Source organism: Abditibacteriota bacterium (assembly GCA_017552965.1).
Classification (GTDB): domain Bacteria; phylum Armatimonadota; class UBA5829; order UBA5829; family UBA5829; genus RGIG7931.
In genome coordinates this window covers 12,138-33,084 of the sequence record JAFZNQ010000087.1, presented here as the reverse complement: position 1 = coordinate 33,084, position 20,947 = coordinate 12,138, and the positions used below count along the sequence as shown (strand labels likewise).

The 20,947-nt window shown below is 60.7% G+C and carries 15 protein-coding genes and 1 tRNA gene; 8 read left to right on the top strand and 8 right to left on the bottom strand.

Going from position 1 to position 20,947, the window contains the following annotated elements; translation table 11 throughout:
• Nucleotides 1-112 precede the first annotated feature (112 nt).
• Entirely contained in the window at nucleotides 113-1,306 is a 1,194-nt protein-coding gene (locus IK083_07630) for an argininosuccinate synthase (protein MBR4749421.1), read from the bottom strand.
• Nucleotides 1,307-1,327: 21 nt separating this feature from the next.
• Nucleotides 1,328-2,314 carry an ornithine carbamoyltransferase gene (gene argF, locus IK083_07625; GenBank protein MBR4749420.1) on the bottom strand — a complete coding sequence of 329 codons (987 nt, stop codon included), beginning with the start codon at nucleotides 2,312-2,314 and terminating at the stop codon, nucleotides 1,328-1,330.
• Nucleotides 2,315-2,398: 84 nt separating this feature from the next.
• Between argF and IK083_07620 the strand changes: the two genes are divergently transcribed.
• Nucleotides 2,399-2,472: transfer RNA gene (locus IK083_07620), tRNA-Gln, on the top strand.
• 58 nt (nucleotides 2,473-2,530) lie between these two features.
• Here the strand turns inward: IK083_07620 and IK083_07615 are convergent.
• The 3 genes from IK083_07615 to IK083_07605 form a co-directional block, all read right to left on the bottom strand.
• Nucleotides 2,531-2,785: a hypothetical protein gene (locus IK083_07615; GenBank protein MBR4749419.1), complete on the bottom strand. Its 255-nt coding sequence runs from the start codon at nucleotides 2,783-2,785 to the stop codon at nucleotides 2,531-2,533.
• A 73-nt stretch (nucleotides 2,786-2,858) separates the two neighbouring features.
• Nucleotides 2,859-6,824: a UvrD-helicase domain-containing protein gene (locus IK083_07610; GenBank protein ID MBR4749418.1), complete on the bottom strand. Its 3,966-nt coding sequence runs from the start codon at nucleotides 6,822-6,824 to the stop codon at nucleotides 2,859-2,861.
• Nucleotides 6,825-6,835: 11 nt separating this feature from the next.
• The gene (locus tag IK083_07605; protein ID MBR4749417.1) at nucleotides 6,836-8,608 is read right to left on the bottom strand and encodes a hypothetical protein; all 1,773 of its coding nucleotides are present in this window, start codon (nucleotides 8,606-8,608) and stop codon (nucleotides 6,836-6,838) included.
• A gap of 224 nt (nucleotides 8,609-8,832) precedes the next feature.
• On the opposite strand from IK083_07605, the gene IK083_07600 reads away from it, so the two are divergent.
• The 7 genes from IK083_07600 to IK083_07570 are packed head-to-tail and all read left to right on the top strand — an operon-like array spanning nucleotide 8,833 to nucleotide 14,210.
• Nucleotides 8,833-9,771: an ABC transporter substrate-binding protein gene (locus IK083_07600; GenBank protein ID MBR4749416.1), complete on the top strand. Its 939-nt coding sequence runs from the start codon at nucleotides 8,833-8,835 to the stop codon at nucleotides 9,769-9,771.
• 4 nt (nucleotides 9,772-9,775) lie between these two features.
• Complete coding sequence (locus IK083_07595) at nucleotides 9,776-10,768, top strand: iron ABC transporter permease (GenBank protein ID MBR4749415.1); 993 nt, start codon at nucleotides 9,776-9,778, stop codon at nucleotides 10,766-10,768.
• Nucleotides 10,768-11,517, top strand: a complete 750-nt coding sequence (locus tag IK083_07590; GenBank protein MBR4749414.1) for an ABC transporter ATP-binding protein — start codon at nucleotides 10,768-10,770, stop codon at nucleotides 11,515-11,517. The genes IK083_07595 and IK083_07590 overlap by 1 nt, the downstream gene beginning before the upstream one ends.
• Nucleotides 11,518-11,528: 11 nt before the next feature.
• A complete protein-coding gene (gene cobT / locus IK083_07585) occupies nucleotides 11,529-12,551 on the top strand; it encodes a nicotinate-nucleotide--dimethylbenzimidazole phosphoribosyltransferase (GenBank protein ID MBR4749413.1) in 1,023 nt (340 codons plus the stop codon).
• Nucleotides 12,552-13,061, top strand: coding sequence for a bifunctional adenosylcobinamide kinase/adenosylcobinamide-phosphate guanylyltransferase (locus IK083_07580; GenBank protein ID MBR4749412.1), 510 nt, complete (start codon nucleotides 12,552-12,554; stop codon nucleotides 13,059-13,061). It begins immediately after the preceding gene.
• Entirely contained in the window at nucleotides 13,058-13,837 is a 780-nt protein-coding gene (gene cobS / locus IK083_07575) for an adenosylcobinamide-GDP ribazoletransferase (GenBank protein MBR4749411.1), read from the top strand. The genes IK083_07580 and cobS overlap by 4 nt, the downstream gene beginning before the upstream one ends.
• A gap of 10 nt (nucleotides 13,838-13,847) precedes the next feature.
• Nucleotides 13,848-14,210 carry a bifunctional adenosylcobinamide kinase/adenosylcobinamide-phosphate guanylyltransferase gene (locus IK083_07570; GenBank protein MBR4749410.1) on the top strand — a complete coding sequence of 121 codons (363 nt, stop codon included), beginning with the start codon at nucleotides 13,848-13,850 and terminating at the stop codon, nucleotides 14,208-14,210.
• A gap of 28 nt (nucleotides 14,211-14,238) precedes the next feature.
• On the opposite strand, the gene IK083_07565 is transcribed toward IK083_07570, so the two are convergent.
• From IK083_07565 to IK083_07555, 3 genes are read right to left on the bottom strand one after another with little or no spacing between them, the layout of a single operon-like run.
• The gene (locus IK083_07565; GenBank protein MBR4749409.1) at nucleotides 14,239-16,257 is read right to left on the bottom strand and encodes a hypothetical protein; all 2,019 of its coding nucleotides are present in this window, start codon (nucleotides 16,255-16,257) and stop codon (nucleotides 14,239-14,241) included.
• A gap of 4 nt (nucleotides 16,258-16,261) precedes the next feature.
• On the bottom strand, nucleotides 16,262-17,161 hold the full coding sequence (locus tag IK083_07560) for an EamA family transporter (protein MBR4749408.1): 900 nt from the start codon (nucleotides 17,159-17,161) through the stop codon (nucleotides 16,262-16,264).
• Between the two features lie 6 nt (nucleotides 17,162-17,167).
• The gene (locus IK083_07555) at nucleotides 17,168-20,917 is read right to left on the bottom strand and encodes a hypothetical protein (GenBank protein ID MBR4749407.1); all 3,750 of its coding nucleotides are present in this window, start codon (nucleotides 20,915-20,917) and stop codon (nucleotides 17,168-17,170) included.
• Nucleotides 20,918-20,947 lie beyond the last annotated feature (30 nt).

Below are 20,947 nucleotides of genomic sequence, written 5' to 3'. Positions count from 1 at the left end.
TCATCCCTTTCGCGGGCGCGGCAGCGCCCGCGAAAGGGGCCGGGTGCAGGGGATGACGCCATATAAGGCAAAGACGGCTCCCGAGGGAGCCGTCTTTCTCTCTTTTCGCGTCTTATTTGCCCTGCATTACCTTGCGGTACATGATGGACTGCATGCCGTGGTTCTTCACGATGCCGGTGGCTTCGTTCTGATCCCAGGTCTTGGAGTCAAAGGAGGCCAGGTCTTCGTTGTAGAGAGCGAAGGGGCTCCGGCGGCCGATGACCTGCAGGCTGCCCTTGAAGAGGCGCACCCGCACGTCGCCGGTGACTCTCTGCTGGGTCTTGTCGATAAAGCTCTCCAGGTCTTCCTTGAAGGGATCCCACCACAGACCGTCGTAGGTCAGGCGGCTCCACTTCATATCCACCACGTTCTTGAATTCCCGCTCTTCCTTGGTCAGCACCAGCTCTTCCAGGGCCTTGTGGGCGGGGATCAAGAGCTTGGCGGCAGGGCACTCGTAGTTTTCTCTCACCTTGAGGCCCAGGATGCGGTCTTCCATCATGTCGATGCGGCCCACGCCGTTGTCGCCGGCGATTTGGTGAGCCTTTTTCACCAGGCTGACGGGGTCCAGCTTCACGCCGTCGATGGCCACGGGCTCGCCCTTCTCAAAGGTGACCACCACTTCGGTGGGATCGCTCTTGGCGTCGGCGATGGACTTGGTCCACTTGAATATCTCTTCGGGAGGAGCGTAATAGGGGTCCTCCAGCTTGCCGCCCTCGATGGAGCGTCCCCACAGGTTCTCGTCGATGGACCATATCTTCTCGGCGGACACGGTGATGGGTATATTGCGCTCCCTGGCATACTCGATCTCGGCGGAGCGGGTCCAGGTATGCTCTCTCATGGGGGCGATGATCTTCATGTCGGGCTGCAGGGCCCTCAGGCCAAACTCGATGCGAAACTGGTCGTTGCCCTTGCCGGTGCAGCCGTGGCAAAAGGCTTCGCCGCCCTCGATCTCGGCCACTTCGGCGGCCTTTTGGGACACCAGGGGTCTGGCGATGGAGGTGGACAGGGGATAGCCCTGATAATCGCCGTTGGCCTTGATGGCCTTGAAGATGTAATCCTTGGCAAACTCGTCCACACAATCCTTGGTGTAGTGCTTGCAGCCCATGGCTATGGCCTTGTCCTCAGCCTGCTTGATCTCTTCGGCGGGCAGGCCCACGTTTACGGTGACGGTGACTATCTCGTCAAAGCCGTAATCCTCTCTCATCATGGGAATGCACACCGACGTGTCCAATCCGCCCGAATACACAATAATGACTTTTCTTGACATATATCTCTCCTTGTGGCTTGATCACACCTTTTGTCCCAGCAGGCCCATGACGGCCTTTTGGGCGTGAAGCCTGTTCTCGGCTTCCTGAAATATGCGGCTCTGAGGCGAATCCATCACCTCGTCCGTCACCTCGCAGCCCCTGTGGGCCGGCAGACAGTGCATGAAGATGCACTTCGGGCCCGCCTTTGCCATGAGGGCGGAGTCCACCCTGTAGCCGGCGAAGGCCTCTGCGCGCTGCTTGGCTTCCTCCTCCTGGCCCATGCTGGTCCAGGTGTCGGTATAGATCACGTCGGCGCCGGCGGCGGCTGCCGCGGGGCTCTCGGTGAGCTCAAAGTAGGTCCCGTTTTCATCTGCCAGAGACGCAGCCAGGGCGACGTAGTCCTCTGCGGGATAGTAGCCCTTGGGGCAGGCGCACACAAAGCCTATGCCCAGCTTGGCGCAGATGATCATGAGGGACTGGCACACGTTGTTGCCGTCGCCTACGTAGGCAAAGCGCAGGCCCTTCACGTCCCCCCGCTCCTCCACCAGAGTCAGGATGTCGGCCAGAGCCTGGCAGGGATGCTCCGTGTCGCACAGACCGTTGATCACGGGCTTTTTGGCATATTTGGCCAGGTCCGCCACGGTGGAATGCTTGAACACCCGGGCCATGGCTATATCCACTATGCGGGTCAGCACGTTGCTGATGTCGTACACGCTCTCCCGCACGCCTATCTGTATCTCCTTGCTGGTGATGTATATGCCCTGTCCGCCCAGCTGGTAAATGCCGGTCTCAAAGCTCACTCTGGTCCTCAGGGACGGCTTTTCAAAGATCTCCGCCAGCGTGCAGCCGGGCAGCACCTTCAGCTGCTCCTCGCGGCTGATGACGCCGGTCTTCATCCTGACGGCAAAGTCCAGCAGGGTGACTATCTCTTCGGTGGAAAGGTCGTTCACCCTCAGCAGATGCCTTCCGGCCAGCCCTGCGGCAGTCGGATGGGCTTTCAGGTATTCTGTAAAGGTCGTTTGCTCCATATATCGTTCCTTCCGGTCAGCCCGCGGGGCCAAAGGCCCCGGGCTTGACATTTTACAAGCGCAATAATATAATAGTAGTGACAGTCTGGGGTCGTCTAACGGCAGGACAACTGGTTTTGGTCCAGTCAGTCGGGGTTCGAGTCCCTGCCCCAGATCCATCAGCCGGCCGCGGGCCGGCTTTTTTGTCAAAAGAAAAAGGGCAAGCCCGCTTGCCCTCTATTTTTCCATCTCCTCCAAAAAAGCCTTTAGCAGGCTTTGTTTGTCGGTGTGTTCGTCAATGGGCACCCTGCATATCTCCCCGGGAATAGGTCTCGGAGTATATTCGGTCTTGATGACTGCCGAAAAGCTTAGGGCGATGAGCACTGCATACTTTTCGGGAAGAGCAGAATTGGCGCGGTCAACGTTGTTCCAGTTGTTGTCCACAACGTAGGTCAGCATAGTCTCACAAAACTTACGGGTCTTCTCGTTCATAGCTCTTCTCCTTTTTCGTAATACCCTTCTATTATACACCTAAAACCGCCCTTTGTCAAGGGCGGTCCGCCTGTCATTCTCCCAGCAGGCCTTTGATAGCCGCGTCCAGCTCCTCCCGGCTCACCTCAAAGACCGCAGCCCCGCCGCCCCGCTTTTCCGCGGGACGGACAAACACGTAAAAGGCCTTGGTCACACTGACGGCGCCGCCGGCTTTCCCGGCCGCCTCCCGGAAGTTCTGCAGCCACTTGTCCACAAAGCAAGTGTAGAGACCGGCCTGCTTTTTGTAGTCGCCTTCGGCCATCATGCCGGCCAGGTCATCCTGCCCGTATTCCCGGGAGGGGCTCCTGTTGGTCTTCCAGTCCAGCACGTAGTATGCGCCCTCATGCATGAATATCATGTCCACCACGCCGTTGTAAAACACCTTGTCCCGGGCAGCGTCCTTTCTCTTGAAAACAAAGGGCCTCTCCGTGAGTATATATTTCGTGTCCAGCTTGCCTATCTCCGGCCCGCCCTCCCAAAGGGGCGTCCGGAGGGTGTTGCGCAGTATGGTCAGAATGCCGCGCCTGTATTCCCGGCGCCGGCGGCCTATGATGCCGGAGTAGCGGTCCAGTATGCGGCTCAGGCACTCGTTGGCAAAGAGGCTCCCGTCGCGGCCCTCCGACTCTTCGTCTATATCTTCCTCCTTCAGGTCGTAGTAAACCCTTTTCTTCACATCAGGATGCCTGAATATGGCGTCAAAGGCCTCGTGGACTATGTTGCCGGTGACTGTGCCGCCGGGCAGCTCGCCCTCCCGGTCCTCCGTGGTGTCCTCGGGCTCGTCGGAGCCGCCCCGGATCTCTTCGGCCTCCTCAGCGGCCGCGCCGCTCCGGGCCTCGTCCCCGTCGGCGGTCTCCCGGCCGGCCTCGGGGTCCTGTCCCTCTGCGGCAGGCTCTCCGGCGGCAGCGCCGGACTTCCCGCTGTCTTCGGTCTCCGCCTTGCCGCCCTTGGACCTGATGCCCGAAAAGGACTGCAGCCAGATGCAGGAGAGATACTCGGGCAGAGACTCCGCCTTTTCGGGCAGTACCTGCTGCTCCCGCGTCGCTGCGGGAGCAGGTTGGGCATCGGCAGAAGGCAGAGGTGTATTCTGCCTGTATTCAGCCACCAGCTCCTCCGGCGAGCGCCCTTCCTCGCCCTCGGATGATGGCACGTATTCCGTTCTGCCGTCTGCGCAGCGCTTCTGTGTGTATAATATCTCTTCCGCGTCCGGGCTGTTGTCCGGATCAGCCACCACAACGCCTTCGTACAAGGACGGGTTATCAAGCATATACAGCAGCGCCCGGGCTCTGGTCATAGCCACGTAAAGGAGACGGTGATTTTCGTGTTTGCCCTGTTCGGTCAGAGCGTTCTTAACATAGTCATTCGTGAGATAGACCGTGGGCTGCTCCACGTCTGAATAGTAGTCGGCAGAAGCCTTGCCAGATATGGTGTAGATCGTTTTGTCATACATGGGGCCGTAAGTTTTGTCATAAGATTTGGGCATAAAACTCCCCAGCAAAAACACCACGTTGGCCTCCAGGCCCTTGGCGCCGTGCATGGTGGTGATCTTCACCACGTCTCTGTCCGTGTCCAGAGCCATCAGGTCCTCGTCCTCATCCTCGCTCTCTTTGCCGCCCTCGTCCATACGGGTCTTCAGGGCAGCCAGGAGCAGCCGGGGGTCAGGGGTCTTTTGACTCATAGCCCGGATAGCGGCGGCCAGCTGCTTGTAATTGGCGCTGCGCCGGGTGTCCCCCTCCTCCAGGGATTTTGTGTGCACCTTCAGCTCCGAGAGTATCGCGTCCGCCGCCTCTCCCGGAGACTTGGCTGCCAGCTTGTCCGCCCAGCTCTGCAGCAGCCTCAATTCTTCGGCAGCCGACTTGCCGTCTATGCAATTCCCGATGCTCTCCGGAGACATGCGGAACAGGTCGCCGAACAGGGCCACCTTGAAGTGCTCCTCCGAGGGCTCATAGACAGCCAGCAGGGTCTCATACAGGCTGACGGCTTCCTCCGAAGTGAAAAGCCCGTTTTTTTTGTAAAAGGTGTAGGGGATGCATTTTTCCCTGAACAGCTTTTCCAGAGGCTCGGCATCCCTTCTGGCCTTGACCAGCACCATAAAGTCCCCGTAGCGGGGATGGGCGTCAGAGTCCTCGTCCTTCTTCCGGTGAAACTTCAGGCGGTCATCGCCGACTATCCTCTGTATCTCATCGCAGATATACCCGTAATACCGCGAGAGCTCTTTTTTGTCATCGGTTTTTTTATCATCCGGGGGATCAGTCTCGCCGGCTTCAGGATTGGCAGTATCCGGCTTGTCATTTTCCGGCTCGCTGTTTTCAGGATCTGCAGCGTCATCAGCCGTTTCGTTCCGGACGGCAGGCGCTTCCTCCCGAAGCCGTACCAGATTAAAGCACTTGAAACCTTCGGGCAGGACAGCGTCATTTTCCAGCACAAAGCCCGCCGGTTTGAAAGCAATGCCTTCTCCGAAAAAGTCCACAGGCGGTTTATCTTCACCGCCTTCTCCTTCACTCTCGCTGTCTGCGTGAAACTGAGACGCAAAAAAGCGGTTCAGAGCGTGGCACAGATTGGGAGTAAATCTGTTGCTGACAGGCAGATCCTTACGGTCAGTCCCCTCCTGCGAGACAGCGTCAATATAAGTACTGATGTTGGCTCCCCGGAAGCCGTAGATAGACTGCTTGGGGTCCCCCGCCAGGATCAGACGGCGTTTTTTGGCTCCCGTATCGCCTTCTTCGTCACCCTTGGGAAAAATGCGATCGATGATCCTCCACTGCAGAGGGTCCGTGTCCTGAAACTCGTCCACGATGCCGGCGGCAAATTTCTCCCGCAGGGCTTTTCCCAGCGGGTTGTCCGGCTCTTCGAGAGCCCGGGCCACCAGCTCTATCATGTCGTCATAGTTCATGACGCCTTTTGATAATCTGATGTCCCGGCACTTTTTCACCGCGTCCCGCGTCAGGATCCAGACGAAAATATTTCTGAGCCTTAGCGCCGCATTAGCAACAAGGTCATTCCTAATGTATTTCAGACGAGCCACAGCATCCCTGATCTTGCAGACCTTTTGATAGATATCATCCGGCATAGGTACAGAATGATCCTTGCGATATTCATTATTGATCCATTCAATTACTTCCGGGAACGTCTTGCCGATATGATCGTCTTGGTGATACTTATCATAGGCATCCAGTACCTTTTTTTGGCTATCAGATATACTTAACTTGCTATTACTCTTGTTCAGCTGCGGCTGTTTGCCGGCTTTTATCTCTTCACAAAGATCTGCCCGCTCTGATATTGAGTTAATGGCCTTTATATTAATATCACTGTAAGCAGCGATCTCATCTTTTTTCTCTCTGTATTCCTCAACGGTTTTCCGGAACGTTTCCCAGGCCTTGGCCATAGCGGCGGCATATTCTTCATCGCTTTCCTGCCTGAACCTCGCTTCGCGGGGTCCGCCGGTGTTGACCTCAAAATCGATATCATATCCGTTCAGAGTATCACCATATTCAAAATGGATCCTCTGGACTAAGGCGGTGATCTTCTCCAGCCTGAAATCATGTTTTTTCAGCTCATCAACAAAGACCGGCTCGTCTTTGATCATATCCAGCAGCGCAAGATTATCCGTCAGGGAACGGCTCACGCCCTCCTTGTCGGAAAAGCCCGTGTTGTCCACCTTCATGCGGCAGTTGACGCCGGCCTCAAAGGGGTATTCCTTCAGCACTCTGGCGCAAAAGCCGTGTATGGTGCAGATCCAGGCGTCCCCCAGCCCGGTCAGGGCGGCGCGAAGGCGGATCCGGTCTGTATCGGTGAGGGTTCCGTCTTTGATGCCTTTATCGAGAGTCTCCTCCAGAGTCTTGCGGATCCTGTCCCGCATCTCGGCGGCGGCAGCCTCCGTGTAGGTCATGGCCAGGATACTGTCCACGGGGATGCCCCGGAGCACCAGCTCCGCGAACTTGACTTTGATGGTATAGGTCTTGCCGGTACCGGCAGAAGCCTCGTAATTGCAGATAACAGCCATTGTTTCTCCTTTTATTTGACGTCGGGGACCGGGTCCAGTCCGCAGGCCTCTCTGGCCACGGCCATGCCCCAGCACCACCAGGCGCACTGCTCGCCGTTGCCGTCGTCCTGGATGACGGTCTCCCCGTTGATCAGGTTGAAGGCCTCGGCGTAGAGGCGGGTGGAGTTTTCGTCCCGGATAAATTCCAGCCAGTCGCAGATCCTGTCATAGTTGCCCGTCCGGGCGCACCAGACCAGGTCCCAGCCCACGCCCTTGCCTATGACCTGGGCGCTGACTCTGCCGCCGGTATAGGCCGGCAGGACAACGCCGGCCGGGAGGCCTTCCACGGCAGATATCTCCATTTTTTGGCCAAAGTCCCACTCGTGGGCCCACACGGTGTGGCCGTGCCAGTCCCGCCGGGCGTTCCTGGCATAGGTCTCCAGAGTGTCCGAGAGTATGGTCTTGTCAAAGCCAGTGTACTGGGAGGCTATGGTGCCAAAGTTGGCCCAGCTCATGCCCTCCAGCAGGGTGCCGTCGGAGGAGTCGGCCTTGCGCATCTCCGCATACACCTTTTTGCCGTCCACCTCAAAGGTAAGGTTTTCGTGGACGTTGGCCAGCAGCTCCTGCTCGCATTTTGCCCAGAATTCCCGGTGCTTGTCGTCGCCGCGGCGCTCTGCCACCTGCTGCATGAGCTCCAGGGTCCTCAGGGCCCAGGACTGGGTGAGGATGTCCCAGCAGTCCCAATACCGGCCCTGGCGGGAGTGCTCAAACATATGGTTTTTCACCAGGCCCGGAAAGACTCTGGGGGCTCTGTAGCTGAGATAGGGCAGGTCCATCACCGTGTCCACCAGCTCCGCCACCTGCTTGTAGGTGCGGTTTTCCCAGGCCTTGTCCACGTCTGCCAGAGCGCACATGGCCCAGGCGGCCAGCACGTGGAGATTGCCGTCCACCTGGTCTCCGCGGCTGAGAATGGCGTAGCGGGGCCGGGTGTCAAACTTCACGTTGCCGCCGTAGTCCGCCGCAAAGGCCATCTGTATGCCGCGGCGATGGAGCCATATCTCGCCGTCCGTGTCGGAGCCCACGGCGTATATCTCGCTGTCGGGGCCTTCCGTAGCGGAGCCGTGCCATATGGGCCGCCCGCTGCCGCCCAGGGCCTGCAGGGTGACCACGTAGCGCCGGCCCTTTTCCGTCTTGCAGGGCTTGTCAAAGGCAAATCTCACCCAGCCGTCCTTCACATCCTCGGCGGAGAGGTCGCACACTGCCAGGGGCTCCTCCTCCAGGTCCGGACTCAGGGTCATATGATAGGTCCCGGAGCCGGTGGCGGCTGCCAGATAGACGTAGACGGCCTTGACAGGCTTGCCCGCGCCTCTGAAATACTGGCAGCCCATATAGGGGGCGTCCAGGCGGGAGACGGCCATGTCCGCTCCGGCGATCACGCCCTCCCCTGGCTTGATGGTGACCGGATGACGGATGATGACGTGGGCGCAGCGGCGCATATTGTTGTCCCGGGCGATCTTCAGCACCAGATCCACGTGGCGCCGGGTCTTTTCGGTCTCGCCGGTGACTTCGTACAGGCTGGCCAGAGCCCCCACGGTCCTGGGAAACATGCCCGTGTAGGCGCCGTTGACCGACTCCAGGAAAAAGCCGTCCTTTTCGCTGCGTTCCAGTATGCTGGCGTAGGTGCGGGCATACAGGGACTCCACCACAGGGTCTGTCAGCAGAGCCCTGGCGTCCTCTTTGGTCCTGCCGTACACGGCGCCGCAGCACAGCGCCGCCATCAGCGCGGCCATCAACAAAAGCTTCATATATTGCCCCCGATAGGATGATTTCTAACTTCATTATAGACCAAGGCCTCCCGTCAAGTCAAGCCGGGCCCGCAAGGCCCCGCGAAGGACGCGCTGCTGCGTCCGCGGGCCCTGCTCTTTGTTGACTATCGGGCGGCAGAATGTTATAATTTTTATGAATATACATATTTGAGCGCCAGACGCGCCCCGCCCCGCAGGGGCGCAATCACATACAGGAGGGATCCATGAAACGCCTGTCTCTATTGCTGTTGGTCCTCGTCATTGCCGCCGGTATCATGGCCGGCTGCGGAGGCGAGAAGAAAAAGCCTGTCAAGAACGCCACCGGGAGCTACACCGTCACCGACATGACGGGCAATACCCTGCATTTTGTCAAGCCTCCCAAGCGGGTGATAGCCATGAACCCGGCTGACATCACCAATCTCATCGCTCTTGGCTGCCTGGATATGCTGGTGGGCAGAGGCGAGTTTTGCGACAGTCCTTCCATCATCAAGAGCCTGCCCAAGGTAGGCACCGGCCCCAACACCAACGCCGAAGAGATCATCATGCTGAAGCCCGATCTGGTGATCATGAACACCATGGCCCAGACCAAGGAGCACTCCGAGGCTCTGGAAAAGGCGGGCATCCCCGTGCTCACCGTCAAGTCGGACAAGCTGGACGACGTGCCCACCACCATCACGCTCATAGCGGAATGCCTCAACAAAAAGTCCGAGGGCGAAGAAGCGGTGTCCACCTTCTGGACCCGTCTGGAGGACCTGAAAAACAAGTGCAAGGGAGCCCCCTTCGAGGGCAAGACCGTGTATTTTGAGGTGTCTCCCCTCAGCCAGGGCCTGTGGGCTTCCGGCGGCAGCACCTTCCTCAACGAGATAGGCAAGCTGCTGGGCCTCAAGAATATCTTCCAGAAATATACCGGCTGGATACAGGTCTCCGAGGAGCAGGTCATCAGCCGCGACCCGGAGATCATAGTGGCTCTCTGCCCCGACATGGACGACAAGGACGCCATGCTCAAGGAGATCTGCTCCCGCAAGGGCTGGGACAAGATCAAGGCTATCCGGGACGGCCGCGTGTTCATCGTTGCTTCCGACAAGCTGTCGCAGCCCAGCATGGCTCTGGCAGACGGAGCCGACGAGCTGGCCGCGGACCTCTTTGACGCCATTGAAAAATAATTCCCTGCTGTGGCTGCTGCTGACCATTTGCCTCATAGCCGCCGCTGTCCTGTGCACGGCGGCCGGCAGCGTCAGCGTGCCTGCGGGGAAAGTGCTTGAGGCCGTCGGAGACCTGCTGGCAGGCAGGAACTCCCACACGGCCTACTATTCCATCATCACCGAGATACGTCTCCCGCGAGTGCTGTGTACGGCACTCACGGGAGCCGCTTTGGCTCTGGCCGGCGGCGCCATGCAGGGCCTCCTCCGGAACCCTCTGGCGGACGGCTCCACCCTGGGCGTCAGCAGCGGAGCGGCTCTGGGGGCCATATTGGCCATAGCAGCCCGCTTCAGCCTGTTTGAGGGGCTGGGCACCGCCATGTCCGCCATCCTCTGCGCCTTTTTGTCCCTGCTCATCATCATGTCCCTGGCCTACAAGATAGACTGCTCCCTCTCCACCAACACCATCATTCTCATAGGCGTCATCTTCACCATGTTTGCGGGCAGCATCACCAGCCTGCTCATCACCTTTGCGGGAGACAGGATCAAGACCATCATGTTCTGGACCATGGGCTCCCTGGCGGGCTCCGGCTACGGAGACTGTCTGCTGCTGCTGGTGTCCCTGGCCCTGTTCGGAGCGGGCATCCTGTGGCACTGCGAGGAGCTGAACGCCTTCAGCGCCGGAGAGGAAAACGCCCGCCACATAGGCATAGACGTGCGCCGGGTCAAGCTCATCATACTCATCTGCGTGTCCGGGCTCATAGGCGCCTCCGTATCCGTGGGCGGCACCATCGGCTTTGCCGGACTGGTGATCCCCCATATGACCCGGCTGGTCATAGGCGCCAATCACAAGAGGCTGCTGCCGGCCTGCGTCTTTGCCGGCGCCATATTCCTCATGCTGGCGGACCTGCTGGCCAGAGTGATCATGAGGCCTCTGGAGCTCCCCATAGGAGTCATCACCTCCTTTGTGGGCTCTATCGTCTTTGTGTATATATTCTATCATTCGTCAAGGCTCAGATAATGCTGTCACTCGATCACGTATCCGTGTCCTACGGAGCTCTGCAGGTACTCTCCGACGTCAGCCTGCGCGTCAACCCCGGCTCCTGGCTCATGGTGGCCGGGCCCAACGGGGCGGGCAAAAGCACCCTGCTCAACGCCGTCAGCGGCTCGGCGCCCTACACGGGGCAGATCAGGGTCAACGGCAAGGACCTGAAAAACCAGAAGCCCCGGGAGACGGCCCGCTTTATGGGCATGCTGATGCAGAACCACAGCGTGGGCTACGCCTTCACGGTGGAAGAAATAGTGGCCATGGGCAGATATCCCTGGAACGAGGGGCTGTTCAGAAGGTCGGACAACCGGCGCTATATAGACGACGCTTTGGAAAAGACGGGGCTGACGGCCCTGAAGGACCAGTCCGTCACCACCCTGTCGGGAGGCGAGCTGCAGCGGTGCTTTTTGGCGCAGCTCCTCTGTCAGAACACCCGCATCATGCTGCTGGACGAGCCCACCAACCACCTGGACCTCATATATCAGAAGCAGGTGTTTGACCTGATACAGAAGTGGCTCCGGGACACCGGCGGCGCCGTGGTGTCGGTGGTCCACGACCTGAGCCTGGCCCGGCTCTACGGCACCGAGGCCCTGCTCCTGGACAGGGGCAGGACCGTGGCCCTGGGGCCCATAGAGGAGGCCCTGTCCCCCGCCCACCTGCAGCAGGTTTACGGCATGGACGTGAGGGAGTGGTTCCGGCAGCTGGGAGAGCTGTGGGCATAGAGGACACGCTTATGACGACACTCAGCGACTACATATCCCGGGCCCGTCCCTTTGACGCGGCCCTCTACGAGCAGGCCCTGAAGCGGTGGAACACCCTGGCCAAGCCCCGGGGAGCCCTGGGGCTTCTGGAGCCCATGGTGGCCCGTCTCTGCGCCATCAGGCCGGACCTGGACTTCAGCCGCCGGTGCATACTGGTGTTTGCCTCGGACAACGGCATCTGCCGGGAAAACATCACCGAGTCCCCATCGGAGGTGACCTCCTTTCTGGCGGAGCTGATGCTGCAGGGAAAGACCTCCGTGGCCGTAATGGCCAAACAGGCGGGGGCGGATCTGCTGCTCTATGACGTGGGCATGCTCACCGACGTGGCGGGGACCATAGACAAAAAGATATGCCGGGGCACCAAGAGCTTTCGCCGGGGGCCCGCCATGACCCGGGAGCAGGCGGAGCAGTCTGTGATCACCGGCATAGAAGCCGTCCGGGACAGGCGGGAAGACTACAGCCTCTTTTGCGCCGGGGAGATAGGCATAGGCAACACCTCCACCTCCACGGCCATCGCCTCGGTCCTCACCGGACTGCCGGTGAGTGATATCACCGGCCCCGGCAGCGGCCTCGGCGAAGGGGGCCTTGAACGCAAGATACGGGTCATCACGGAAGGCATAGCCGCCAACAGACCCGACCCCTCGGACCCTCTGGACCTGCTGGCCAGGCTGGGGGGCTTTGATATAGGCGCCATGTGCGGCGCGTTCATCGGGGGGGCCGTCTATGGGGTCCCGGTGGTCATGGACGGGCTCATCTCCTCCGTCAGCGCCCTGCTGGCGGTCATGCTCTGCCCTGCCGCCCGGGACTACGTCATACCCTCCCACGCCTCGGCGGAGCCCGCCGCGGCAGCGGTGCTGGACAGGCTGGGCATGGAGGCCGGGCTCCGGTTCGGTATGGCTCTGGGCGAAGGCACCGGCGCAGCGGCCCTGCTGCCCCTGCTGGACATGGCCATAGGGGTGTTCGAAGAACTGCCCGTGTTTTATGAGGAGGGCTGAATGCTGTCCCTTGTGACCGGAGGCGCCTCCAACGGCAAGTCGGCCCTGGCGGAGGCTCAGTGCGTGAGCCTGGCCGGAGGCGGTCCCCTCATCTATCTGGCCACCATGCGGATATGGGACAGAGAGGGCGAGGAAAAGGTGCGCCTGCACCGGGAGAGGCGCCGGGGCCTGGGCTTTGTCACGGTGGAGCGCTACACGGACATAGGCGGCGCCGACGTGCGGGGCGTGTGCCTGCTGGAATGCCTCCCCAACCTGCTGGCCAACGAAATGTTTGACGTCCCCACCCCGGGAGACCGGGCGGCAGACAGGATACTGGCGGGCATAGACCGCCTGAGACAAAAGACCGCTCATCTGGTCATAGTCACCAACGAGATATTTGATGACGCCGGGAGCTATTCGCCCTCGGTGCTGGAATACATGGACGCCCTGGGGCGTCTCAATTGCGCCATCGCCGCGATGGCAGACACGGTCACCGAAGCGGTAGCCGGCATAGGAGTGAAGATCAAATGAACAGAAAGTGTGTCAGACTATTGAAGAAAAAGGCCGTGCGCAGCATGGTGACAGCCCTGTCCGTCTGGACCAGGCTGCCCGTTCCGCAGCTGGCCTGGAAACCGGAAAACCTCTCCCGGTCCCTGTGCTGGATGCCTCTGGCGGGAGCGGTGCTGGGAGTGATAGTCATTGTCATAGCCTCCCTGACGGCCCGGGTGTATCTGCCGGACTGCGCCAGGGGCGCGCTCATTGCCGCAGCTTACGTGCTGGTCACAGGCGGCATACACCTGGACGGCTTTTGCGACGTGACCGACGCCCTCGCTGCCTGCAGAGACAGGGAAGAACGCATGAGGATACTCAAGGACCCCCGCCTGGGAGCCTTTGCCGTCATAGGCCTGGTGTGCATGCTTGTGTTCATGGCAGGAGTCATGGGCGGCCTGAACCAAAAGGGCCTCTACGTCTGCGCCATAGGCTTTGTCCTGAGCCGCTGCTTCGCCGCCGCGGCCCTGCTCCGTCTCCCTCTTATGCGTGACGAAGGCATGGCGGCCGCCTTCCAAAAGACGGCGGACACCCGCTATGTCCGGAGATGCCTCATAGTCATAGCGGTATTGTGCTACGCGGCCCTGGCCTACATCTCCATCCCCGAGGCGGCGTTGTGCCTGCTCCTGTCCGCGGGGATACTCAAGGGCTTCCGCCGCATGACGGAAAAGGAGTTCGGAGGCATCAACGGCGACACCCTGGGCTGGCTCATCACCGTGTCCGAAGCGGTCTTCGCCGCGGCCGGCCTGTGTCTGTGAGAAGAAAAATATGGAGCTCATCATAGGGGGCAGGAGCCAGGGCAAGCTGCAGTTCGCCCTGACCCTTCACGGCCTGACGCCGGACAGCGCGGCGGACGGAGAGCTGACGCCCAAGCCCGTGATATACAATCTGCAGAGCTGGGTCCGGCAGGCCCTGGCGGAGAAGAGAGACCCGGAGGCAGAGCTGCTGGCCTTTGCGGACCGGCACCCGGACACGGTGTTCGTCTGCGACCAGCTGGGCTGCGGCGTGGTGCCCGCAGAGCCGGAAAACCGGCTGTGGCGGGACGTGACCGGCAGGCTCTGCTGCCTGCTGGCGGCCAGAGCCGACCGGGTGTACCGGGTCACCGCCGGCATCGGACAGAGGATAAAATAAAGCGGCCCCTCAGGGCCGCCTTTTTTTTCTAAAAGCCTATACTGATGCCGAAGCCCCGGCCCCGGCGGCGTATCTCGCCGAAGATCACCAGATCCGGCTCCTCCTCGGGCTCCTCCTCCATCAGGCCGGAGCTGAGCCTCTCCGCGTCTCTTTGGGACAGGGCGTAGTTGTATATCCTGATATCGGACAGGGTGCCCGCGAGGCCCCCGGACAGGATCAGGTTGGTGGCGTCGGGGACTATGCTGCCCGCCGGCGTCTTGTCCGCGAGGGCCCCGTCCAGATAGGCGGACAGGCGCTTGCCGTCGCACACAAAGCAGATGCGGTGGAGCCCGCCGTCCCGGGGGACGGGAAAGTCCACGGTCCTGCGCTCGCCGCTGCCGTCAAATATCTCCGCATACAGGCTGTCCTCGGGCTTGTAATACTTCACGTACCACCCGCTCTTCATAAAGGAATACTTTTCCAGCAGCATAAACGAATCCTCCCAGACCTCCGGCGACAGCATAAAGGCCGCATACACCGTGAGAGAGCCCCCGGATATCTCCGGAAAGCTCCTGACCTCCACAGTGGGCCCGTCCAGGGCCAGCCCCGCCGGGCTGATGCCGGCCTGCTTTGGCCCGGGGACAAAATCGGCGGGCTTCTCGGGGGCGGGCGATACTCCGTAGACGTCAAACACGTCTTTGATATAGCCGTTGGTATAGTTGGGCGCCGTGTAAGACTCCGCCTTGCGGAACAGCCGCTCCCCTATGCCGCCGTCCATGGGGTCAAAGCCCAGCTGCTCTCCCCTCTCCCGCTTGTCCGGCTCCCTGAGGGCGGGAGCGGGAGCCAGGTCGTAGCGGCGCTCGAAGAGGGCCTTGATGGTGTCCTCCTGGCCGCCTCCTATGGGACAGGCCTCGGAGGGCTCGTTGCACAGATATACGTATTGCTGCGGCTTCACGAGAGGCACCCGGCAGGGCCTGCCGCAGGGCATCATGAGAAAGCCGTTCACCGTGATGCGGCTGATGCGGTCCGCCGCGTATTTGAGAAAATAGTTCCTGTAGCCCGGCTTGCAGCTCGCAAACCAGCTGGTCTCGTCGGTGCCCCACACGGCGTAGATATTCCGGGCGTCTATGCCGGAGAGATAGTTGTCAAACTCGTAGAGGCAGGGCAGAGCCGCCGTCTGCCAGCCCATGGGGTGCTGCCCACCGGGGAGAGTACCGTAGGTGGCGTCTCTGTGGCCCGGCTGAATGGAAGCGGTGATGGGCTCCGTGCCTGTCACCAGTCGGAGTGGAAACTCCGCCAGGTCCCATAGCAGCCGTCCGTCCCTGAGGGCGGAGCCCGCCTTCAGGTGGCCGGTGCACAGCACGCAGTGCCGGCGGGCATGCTGCCTGCCGTAGGCTCTCACCAGGGAGAGCACCTGGGCCCGGGCTTCCAGGCCCGTGTCGTCCACTCCCGTCAGCTCCACCGCGCCGAAATTGATGGCTTCATAGCCGGCGTCTATATACCGGCAGGCCCGGTAATACTCCCACATCCGGGTCTCCGTGCGGGTAATGTCGGGCACGGAAATGCCCTTGCCCCAGTAGTCCCTGTATCTGCCGTCGGGAAACAGCATGTCCTCGTAGCGGAAGCATCTGTCCTCTGCCGGCAGGCCAAAGGCCTCGAACACCCGGGCGGGTATGGGTATCCGGTCCACGTCAGGACCGTCCTCCAGGCTGTACACCGCTTCGAATATGGCCGCCTCCAGCAGGATGCGGCTGTCTATGGCGTGGAGCTCGGCGGCGCTGTCCGCCGCCCTTTTGAAATGGGCCTCCGGGTCCTTGGGGGTCTCCCAGGCCAGCACTGCCCGGCTGATATACATGGGCTTGACGTTGGCCACCGCCCTGAGGCTGTCATCGTGATATTTCTCGGGGAACTCCTGGCCCAGGCAGCATATGCCGTTCCAGCCGGCGGCCCGGGCCAGATAGGCCCGGAGGCAGGCTTCGGTCATGGAGCCGTCAAAGTCGTACACGTCGGCCGCGGCCGGGATAAGGGCCGCCAGGAGCAAAAATGCAAGAATAGTCTTTTTGATCATAGCTTCACAGATTCAGGAGCACTATAGCTCCGATGCCCAGGAGGATGCCCGTCACCTTTCGGAAGGTCATTTCCTCTCTGAATATCAGGTAGCCCGCCAGGGCTATGAGTATGAGGGGCCCTCCCGAATAGATGGGGAAAAACACCGAGCCGTCCATCCGGGTGGCCAGGGCCACTATGGCAAAATTCATGCTGAGGGCCGCCACGGCTATAAAGACCGAAAGGCCCAGCACTGCCGGGGTCACAAAGGCCCGGGCGCACTCCCGGCTTTTGCCCCGGGACAGGCGCAGAAATATGGCCAGCGCCGCCAGGGTCTCAAAGCCGAAGGCCCACAGGAGAAAGGCATTCTGATATTCGTTGGCGGAGCTCATGGCGTATATCTTGCCTATGAGCTGCACCGCGCCATTACATACCATCAGCGACAGAGCCGCCGCCAGCCAGCCCCGGGAGAGCCTTTCCCTGTCCCCTTTGCGGGGATCGGCAAAGATCACTATGCACACGCATATCAGCAGGATGCCCGACACCCTGAAGAGGGTCGCCTGCTCATGCAAAAACAAAAAGGAATACCCCAGAGGCAGCACCAGGCAAAACTTGGCAAACAGGGAGGTGAGGGACACGGGTCCCCGCTCCAGGGCCTTCATATGGGCAAACACCGCCAGAGTGGCGATGACGCCGTAGCCCGCCGCGGCGCCTATGCCGGCAGGGGGCAGATACAGCCCCGTGTTCGTCCACAGGGAATATGCCAGGAGCAGCAATACGCCCACCGCGGAAAACAGGGCGTTGAACAGGGGTATATGGGACTCGTGGGCCACCCTCATATTCACGGGCTTCATGGCCACGTAATAGGCGCAGCCCATGAACACGGCCAGTGTCAGTATCAGGCCGTTAATCAGGTTTTCACTCAATAGGATCTATTCCCCTTTCTTCCTGATGCTCACCTTTCTTATGACCAGCTCGTCGCCCTTGGTGCGGCCTATGCGGAAGTCCGCTCCGAACATACGGTTGGCAAAGCGGGCCCCGGGCAGCGTCACCGTGGAGATCTCCCATTTGCCTGTATCGGCAAAGGACACCTTGCCGGCCATGGTAAAGGTGCCGTCAAGTATGCCCTCCGGGTCGTGGGAGTCGTATTCCACCGTGAACTCGCCTCCCCGGGCCAGGTATTCCACCGTCACCTCGTAGTCCCCGTCCACTTCATAGGCGTATTCGTCGGCTACGCTCACGTAGCAGTAGTTCTGTTCGCCTATATCCTTGGCCAGCAGGTGCAGGCCGTCAGCCATGTCGTGGCCCCTGATGGGCCCTCTGGACAAGCCGTAGCCGAAGGTGGTGCTGCCCAGCTGCAGGAACATGCCGTCTATGGCGGGATTGGCCGCTTCCTTCAGCCTGTCGGGAACGGGAGCCCGCTTGCACACTATAACGGGATCCTCCAGCCTGTTGGCAGAGAGGGAGCATATAGTGATCAGGTTCCAGGAGCCGTATTTCAGCCAGGTATTCAGCTTCACCTCACCGTTGTAGCGCAGGCGGCCGCAGGGATAGCTGTTCACGTAGCACAGGTTGAGAGTGCCGTGCTGCCAGGGGGCGCCGAGAGCCCCCACCTTCAGATACAGGTCGGCCCCCTGCCATTCGGCGGGGATATACACCATCTTTCTGTAATAGGTCCAGTATGCGTCGGGACGCTCCTTGGGGACAAAGGGAGTCTCGATGGTCTCCCAGTTGCCGTCAAAGCAGTCCTCGGTGGCGTAGAAGAGATCCAGCGCGTCCACTCCCTCCACGCCGGCGTGATTGGACCGGTGGCGGGGCTGGGGGAAGAGCTTCCATTCGCCGTTCAGATCCATGACCTGCACCCGGGGGAAGCAGTCCTCGGCCAGTATCTCCTTGCCGTCGGCCCTGACGCTGATATGGACGGGCTCCGCCAGGGGCCCCTTCACTTCGAAGGACCATTCAAAGGCCATGGCGCAGCCGGGCTCAAAGCCGGGCCTTGCCTTGTTCAGCCATTCCTTCAGCTCCGACTTCTCGGCGGTAAGAACGTCAAGGGGTACGCCCTCCAGTTCCGCCGAGTCGTCAAAGTCGCCGGCTCCTCCGGTGACGAAGACCTCCGCCTTGTGGCTGTCGGGCTGATTGTTCACCACCACCACCTTCAGATAGGCTCTCTTGCCCTGGGTGAGCACGTCCCGGCCGTCGGCGTCGGTGAAATAATAGCCCACGCTCCAGGGCTCCGCCACCGCCAGGTGTCCGGCGCAGGTGAGCTTTGCGCCGCCGGCGGTATATACGGCCTTCACGGGATAGTTGCGGCCGAAGAGCCCTTCGGGCACCTTCACCCTGAAGGTTTTCTCCCCTGTTCCGGCGGGTATGGATATCTTCCCCGGCTTTTCCCAGCCTTCGGGCAGGACCACGGACAGGCTCCCCGCTTTGGCGTTGGCATAGGCCACGGTTATCTCCGCTTCCCGGCCGGTAATGGCCGCCTTGCGGGGCATTATCAGCCTCACTGAAGGCCCGGCCACTGCCTCAATGGCAAAGAGGCGGGTGTTTTCTATGGAGACCACAGCCTCCCCGTCCCGGATCTCCGGCTTGATCTCCTTTGAGCCGGTGGGGGTGTAGAGATAGTAGGACGCGCCGGGAATACGTACCGGGAACTTGATGCGGAAGGGCCGCAGAGTCATATCGGTGCCGAATTCCTTCACGTAGCTGATATAATGGCTCGAAGACATCTCATAGGGCCGCAGCTCGCCCAGCACCACCTGCCGGTTTTTGCCCAGGTGGCTTACGGCGTTCACGTCGCATTCCAGGCCGGCGTACTGCCAGCCCCTGCCCAGATCGGCATAGACCTCCGTGTCCATCTGCCGGCACTCCAGAGTGGCTTCCCAGAAGCCCACGCGCCAGTCATAGTAGCGGAACCAGTCGGTGTTGTAGTAGTTGTAGCGGCCGCCCAGGCTGCCCTCCTCGGCGTCGCGTATCTTCACGTCAAAGGTGCAGTTGGAGCCCCCTCCGTGGAAACCGTGGCCCATGCCGTAGGCGTACATCCAGTATTCGGAGTTGGAGACAGAGGGCATCTGCACCTGGGCGAATTCGGGCAGAGTATAGCGGAAAACCTCGGGCATGAGATAATAATCCTTGCCGGGCTTCCAGCCTGCCCGCTCGGCCTCATCGTTGCAGCTGTAATAGAAGTGGGCCGTGGAATGGCCGAACTCGGGATAGAAAAAGTCGGCGCAGTGCTCCGCCCTGATGGTGAAGTCGGGGTTCAGCTTGCGGCAGGCCTCCACGGTCTCCCGGTAAAGGAGCTTGAAGTAGTGGGGCGTCTCGTTGGGACGGGCGCCTATATCGCTGCGGTAGCAGGGGCCCCCGGCCATACCGGTGCCCACGGTGGGGCTGTCGCCGCTGGTGCCCTCTGTGTCGTAGTGTATCTCGTCCAGACCGAAGTCCTTTACCCAGCGGACCGCCTCGTCCACGCGCTGCTTGCGGAAATCCTTGTCAAAGGCGGAGGGCATCATGTCTATGAAGGCCTCCTCCCACACGCCGCTGCGCTTGACGTTAGCCCATTTCTGGGCATAGTCGGCAAAGTTGGGCTTGCCCATCAGCGGCGCCCTGTCAAAGGTGAAGAGGGCAGTGTAGCCTCCCAGCCGCTTGATGTTTTCGAAGGTCTCGCTGAATTCCAGACCGCTGCCGAAAATGCCGTCCCAGCCCTCGGGAATGGAGGTATTCACGGTCTTGCTCAGGTAGCTGGCATGTATGGGCGCGGAGGCGTGGATCTCGAAGAGCTTCCACACGTCGGCATTGGACAGATGATGCTGCAGCCAGCAGTTGGAGGCGGGCATTTCCAGGATATGGTTGGGGGTCTGCAGATTGCCGAAGGCCTGCCGGGCAAAGGGCCGGTAGAGGTCGGCGCCCTTTCTCCAGTCCCCCTTGTGGGACACTATATATACGTCGGGAGTAGTCCAGCTATCCCCCTTTTCGGCCACCCAGCAGCCTGTGAAGGAAAAGCCCATGAGCTCGCGGCCTTCATCGCTCCTCCCCACATACATCTTTTTGGTGTAGCCGTAGCCGTCCTCGCAGCCCATATACACGCCGCCCTCGTCATTGAAGAGGTCCAGCCACTGCATATACATAAAGCCGGGATAGGGAGCGGTCTTGCGGTCACCGGGCTCAAAGACCCCGGGCCTGATACGCATGCCCAGCGTCTCCGGAAACAGGAACCAGCCCTCGGGCACGGTCATGTCCGACAGGGTAAAGTCGATGATGTCCACCAGCGAAGTCTCGTCCAGAGCCTTGGCTGTCACCGAATAGCGGCCGCCCTCGGCGTCGCTGTCCAGTCTGACCCGGGCGGTGATCTCCATGCCCGCCGGCCGGAAGACGAATTCGGCCGCGGCCGCTGTTTTGTCCTGAGAGAGCCTGACCTCGGCGGAAGAGTCACCCGCAAAGGAGCTGACGGAGCCCTCCTGCCAGTATTCCCAGGGCAAAAAGCCCTTGCGGTCCTCCAGAGTCACGTCAAACCAGGAGCCGGCAAGAGGGCCGTTTTCGCCTCTGACGAACCGGGCCTGCCGGTCCAGCACGATGCGGCACTTGCCGTTGTCCAGCACGATATTGCCCTTTTCTTCCCGCGCCGCAGGAGCGGCCAGGCACCAGGTCCCGCACATAAGCAGGAGCATAAGTATCAAGACTGCCTTCATAAGTCCCCCGATATTATTCAAATGAGTTCC

Bases quoted from the DNA above. Each gene is read 5' to 3' on its own strand.
- IK083_07630 (MBR4749421.1), bottom strand. From the start codon at position 1,306: ATGTCAAGAAAAGTCATTATTGTGTATTCGGGCGGATTGGACACGTCG.
- argF (MBR4749420.1), bottom strand. From the start codon at position 2,314: ATGGAGCAAACGACCTTTACAGAATACCTGAAAGCCCATCCGACTGCC.
- IK083_07615 (MBR4749419.1), bottom strand. From the start codon at position 2,785: ATGAACGAGAAGACCCGTAAGTTTTGTGAGACTATGCTGACCTACGTT.
- IK083_07610 (MBR4749418.1), bottom strand. From the start codon at position 6,824: ATGGCTGTTATCTGCAATTACGAGGCTTCTGCCGGTACCGGCAAGACC.
- IK083_07605 (MBR4749417.1), bottom strand. From the start codon at position 8,608: ATGAAGCTTTTGTTGATGGCCGCGCTGATGGCGGCGCTGTGCTGCGGC.
- IK083_07600 (MBR4749416.1), top strand. From the start codon at position 8,833: ATGAAACGCCTGTCTCTATTGCTGTTGGTCCTCGTCATTGCCGCCGGT.
- IK083_07590 (MBR4749414.1), top strand. From the start codon at position 10,768: ATGCTGTCACTCGATCACGTATCCGTGTCCTACGGAGCTCTGCAGGTA.
- cobT (MBR4749413.1), top strand. From the start codon at position 11,529: ATGACGACACTCAGCGACTACATATCCCGGGCCCGTCCCTTTGACGCG.
- IK083_07580 (MBR4749412.1), top strand. From the start codon at position 12,552: ATGCTGTCCCTTGTGACCGGAGGCGCCTCCAACGGCAAGTCGGCCCTG.
- cobS (MBR4749411.1), top strand. From the start codon at position 13,058: ATGAACAGAAAGTGTGTCAGACTATTGAAGAAAAAGGCCGTGCGCAGC.
- IK083_07570 (MBR4749410.1), top strand. From the start codon at position 13,848: ATGGAGCTCATCATAGGGGGCAGGAGCCAGGGCAAGCTGCAGTTCGCC.
- IK083_07565 (MBR4749409.1), bottom strand. From the start codon at position 16,257: ATGATCAAAAAGACTATTCTTGCATTTTTGCTCCTGGCGGCCCTTATC.
- IK083_07555 (MBR4749407.1), bottom strand. From the start codon at position 20,917: ATGAAGGCAGTCTTGATACTTATGCTCCTGCTTATGTGCGGGACCTGG.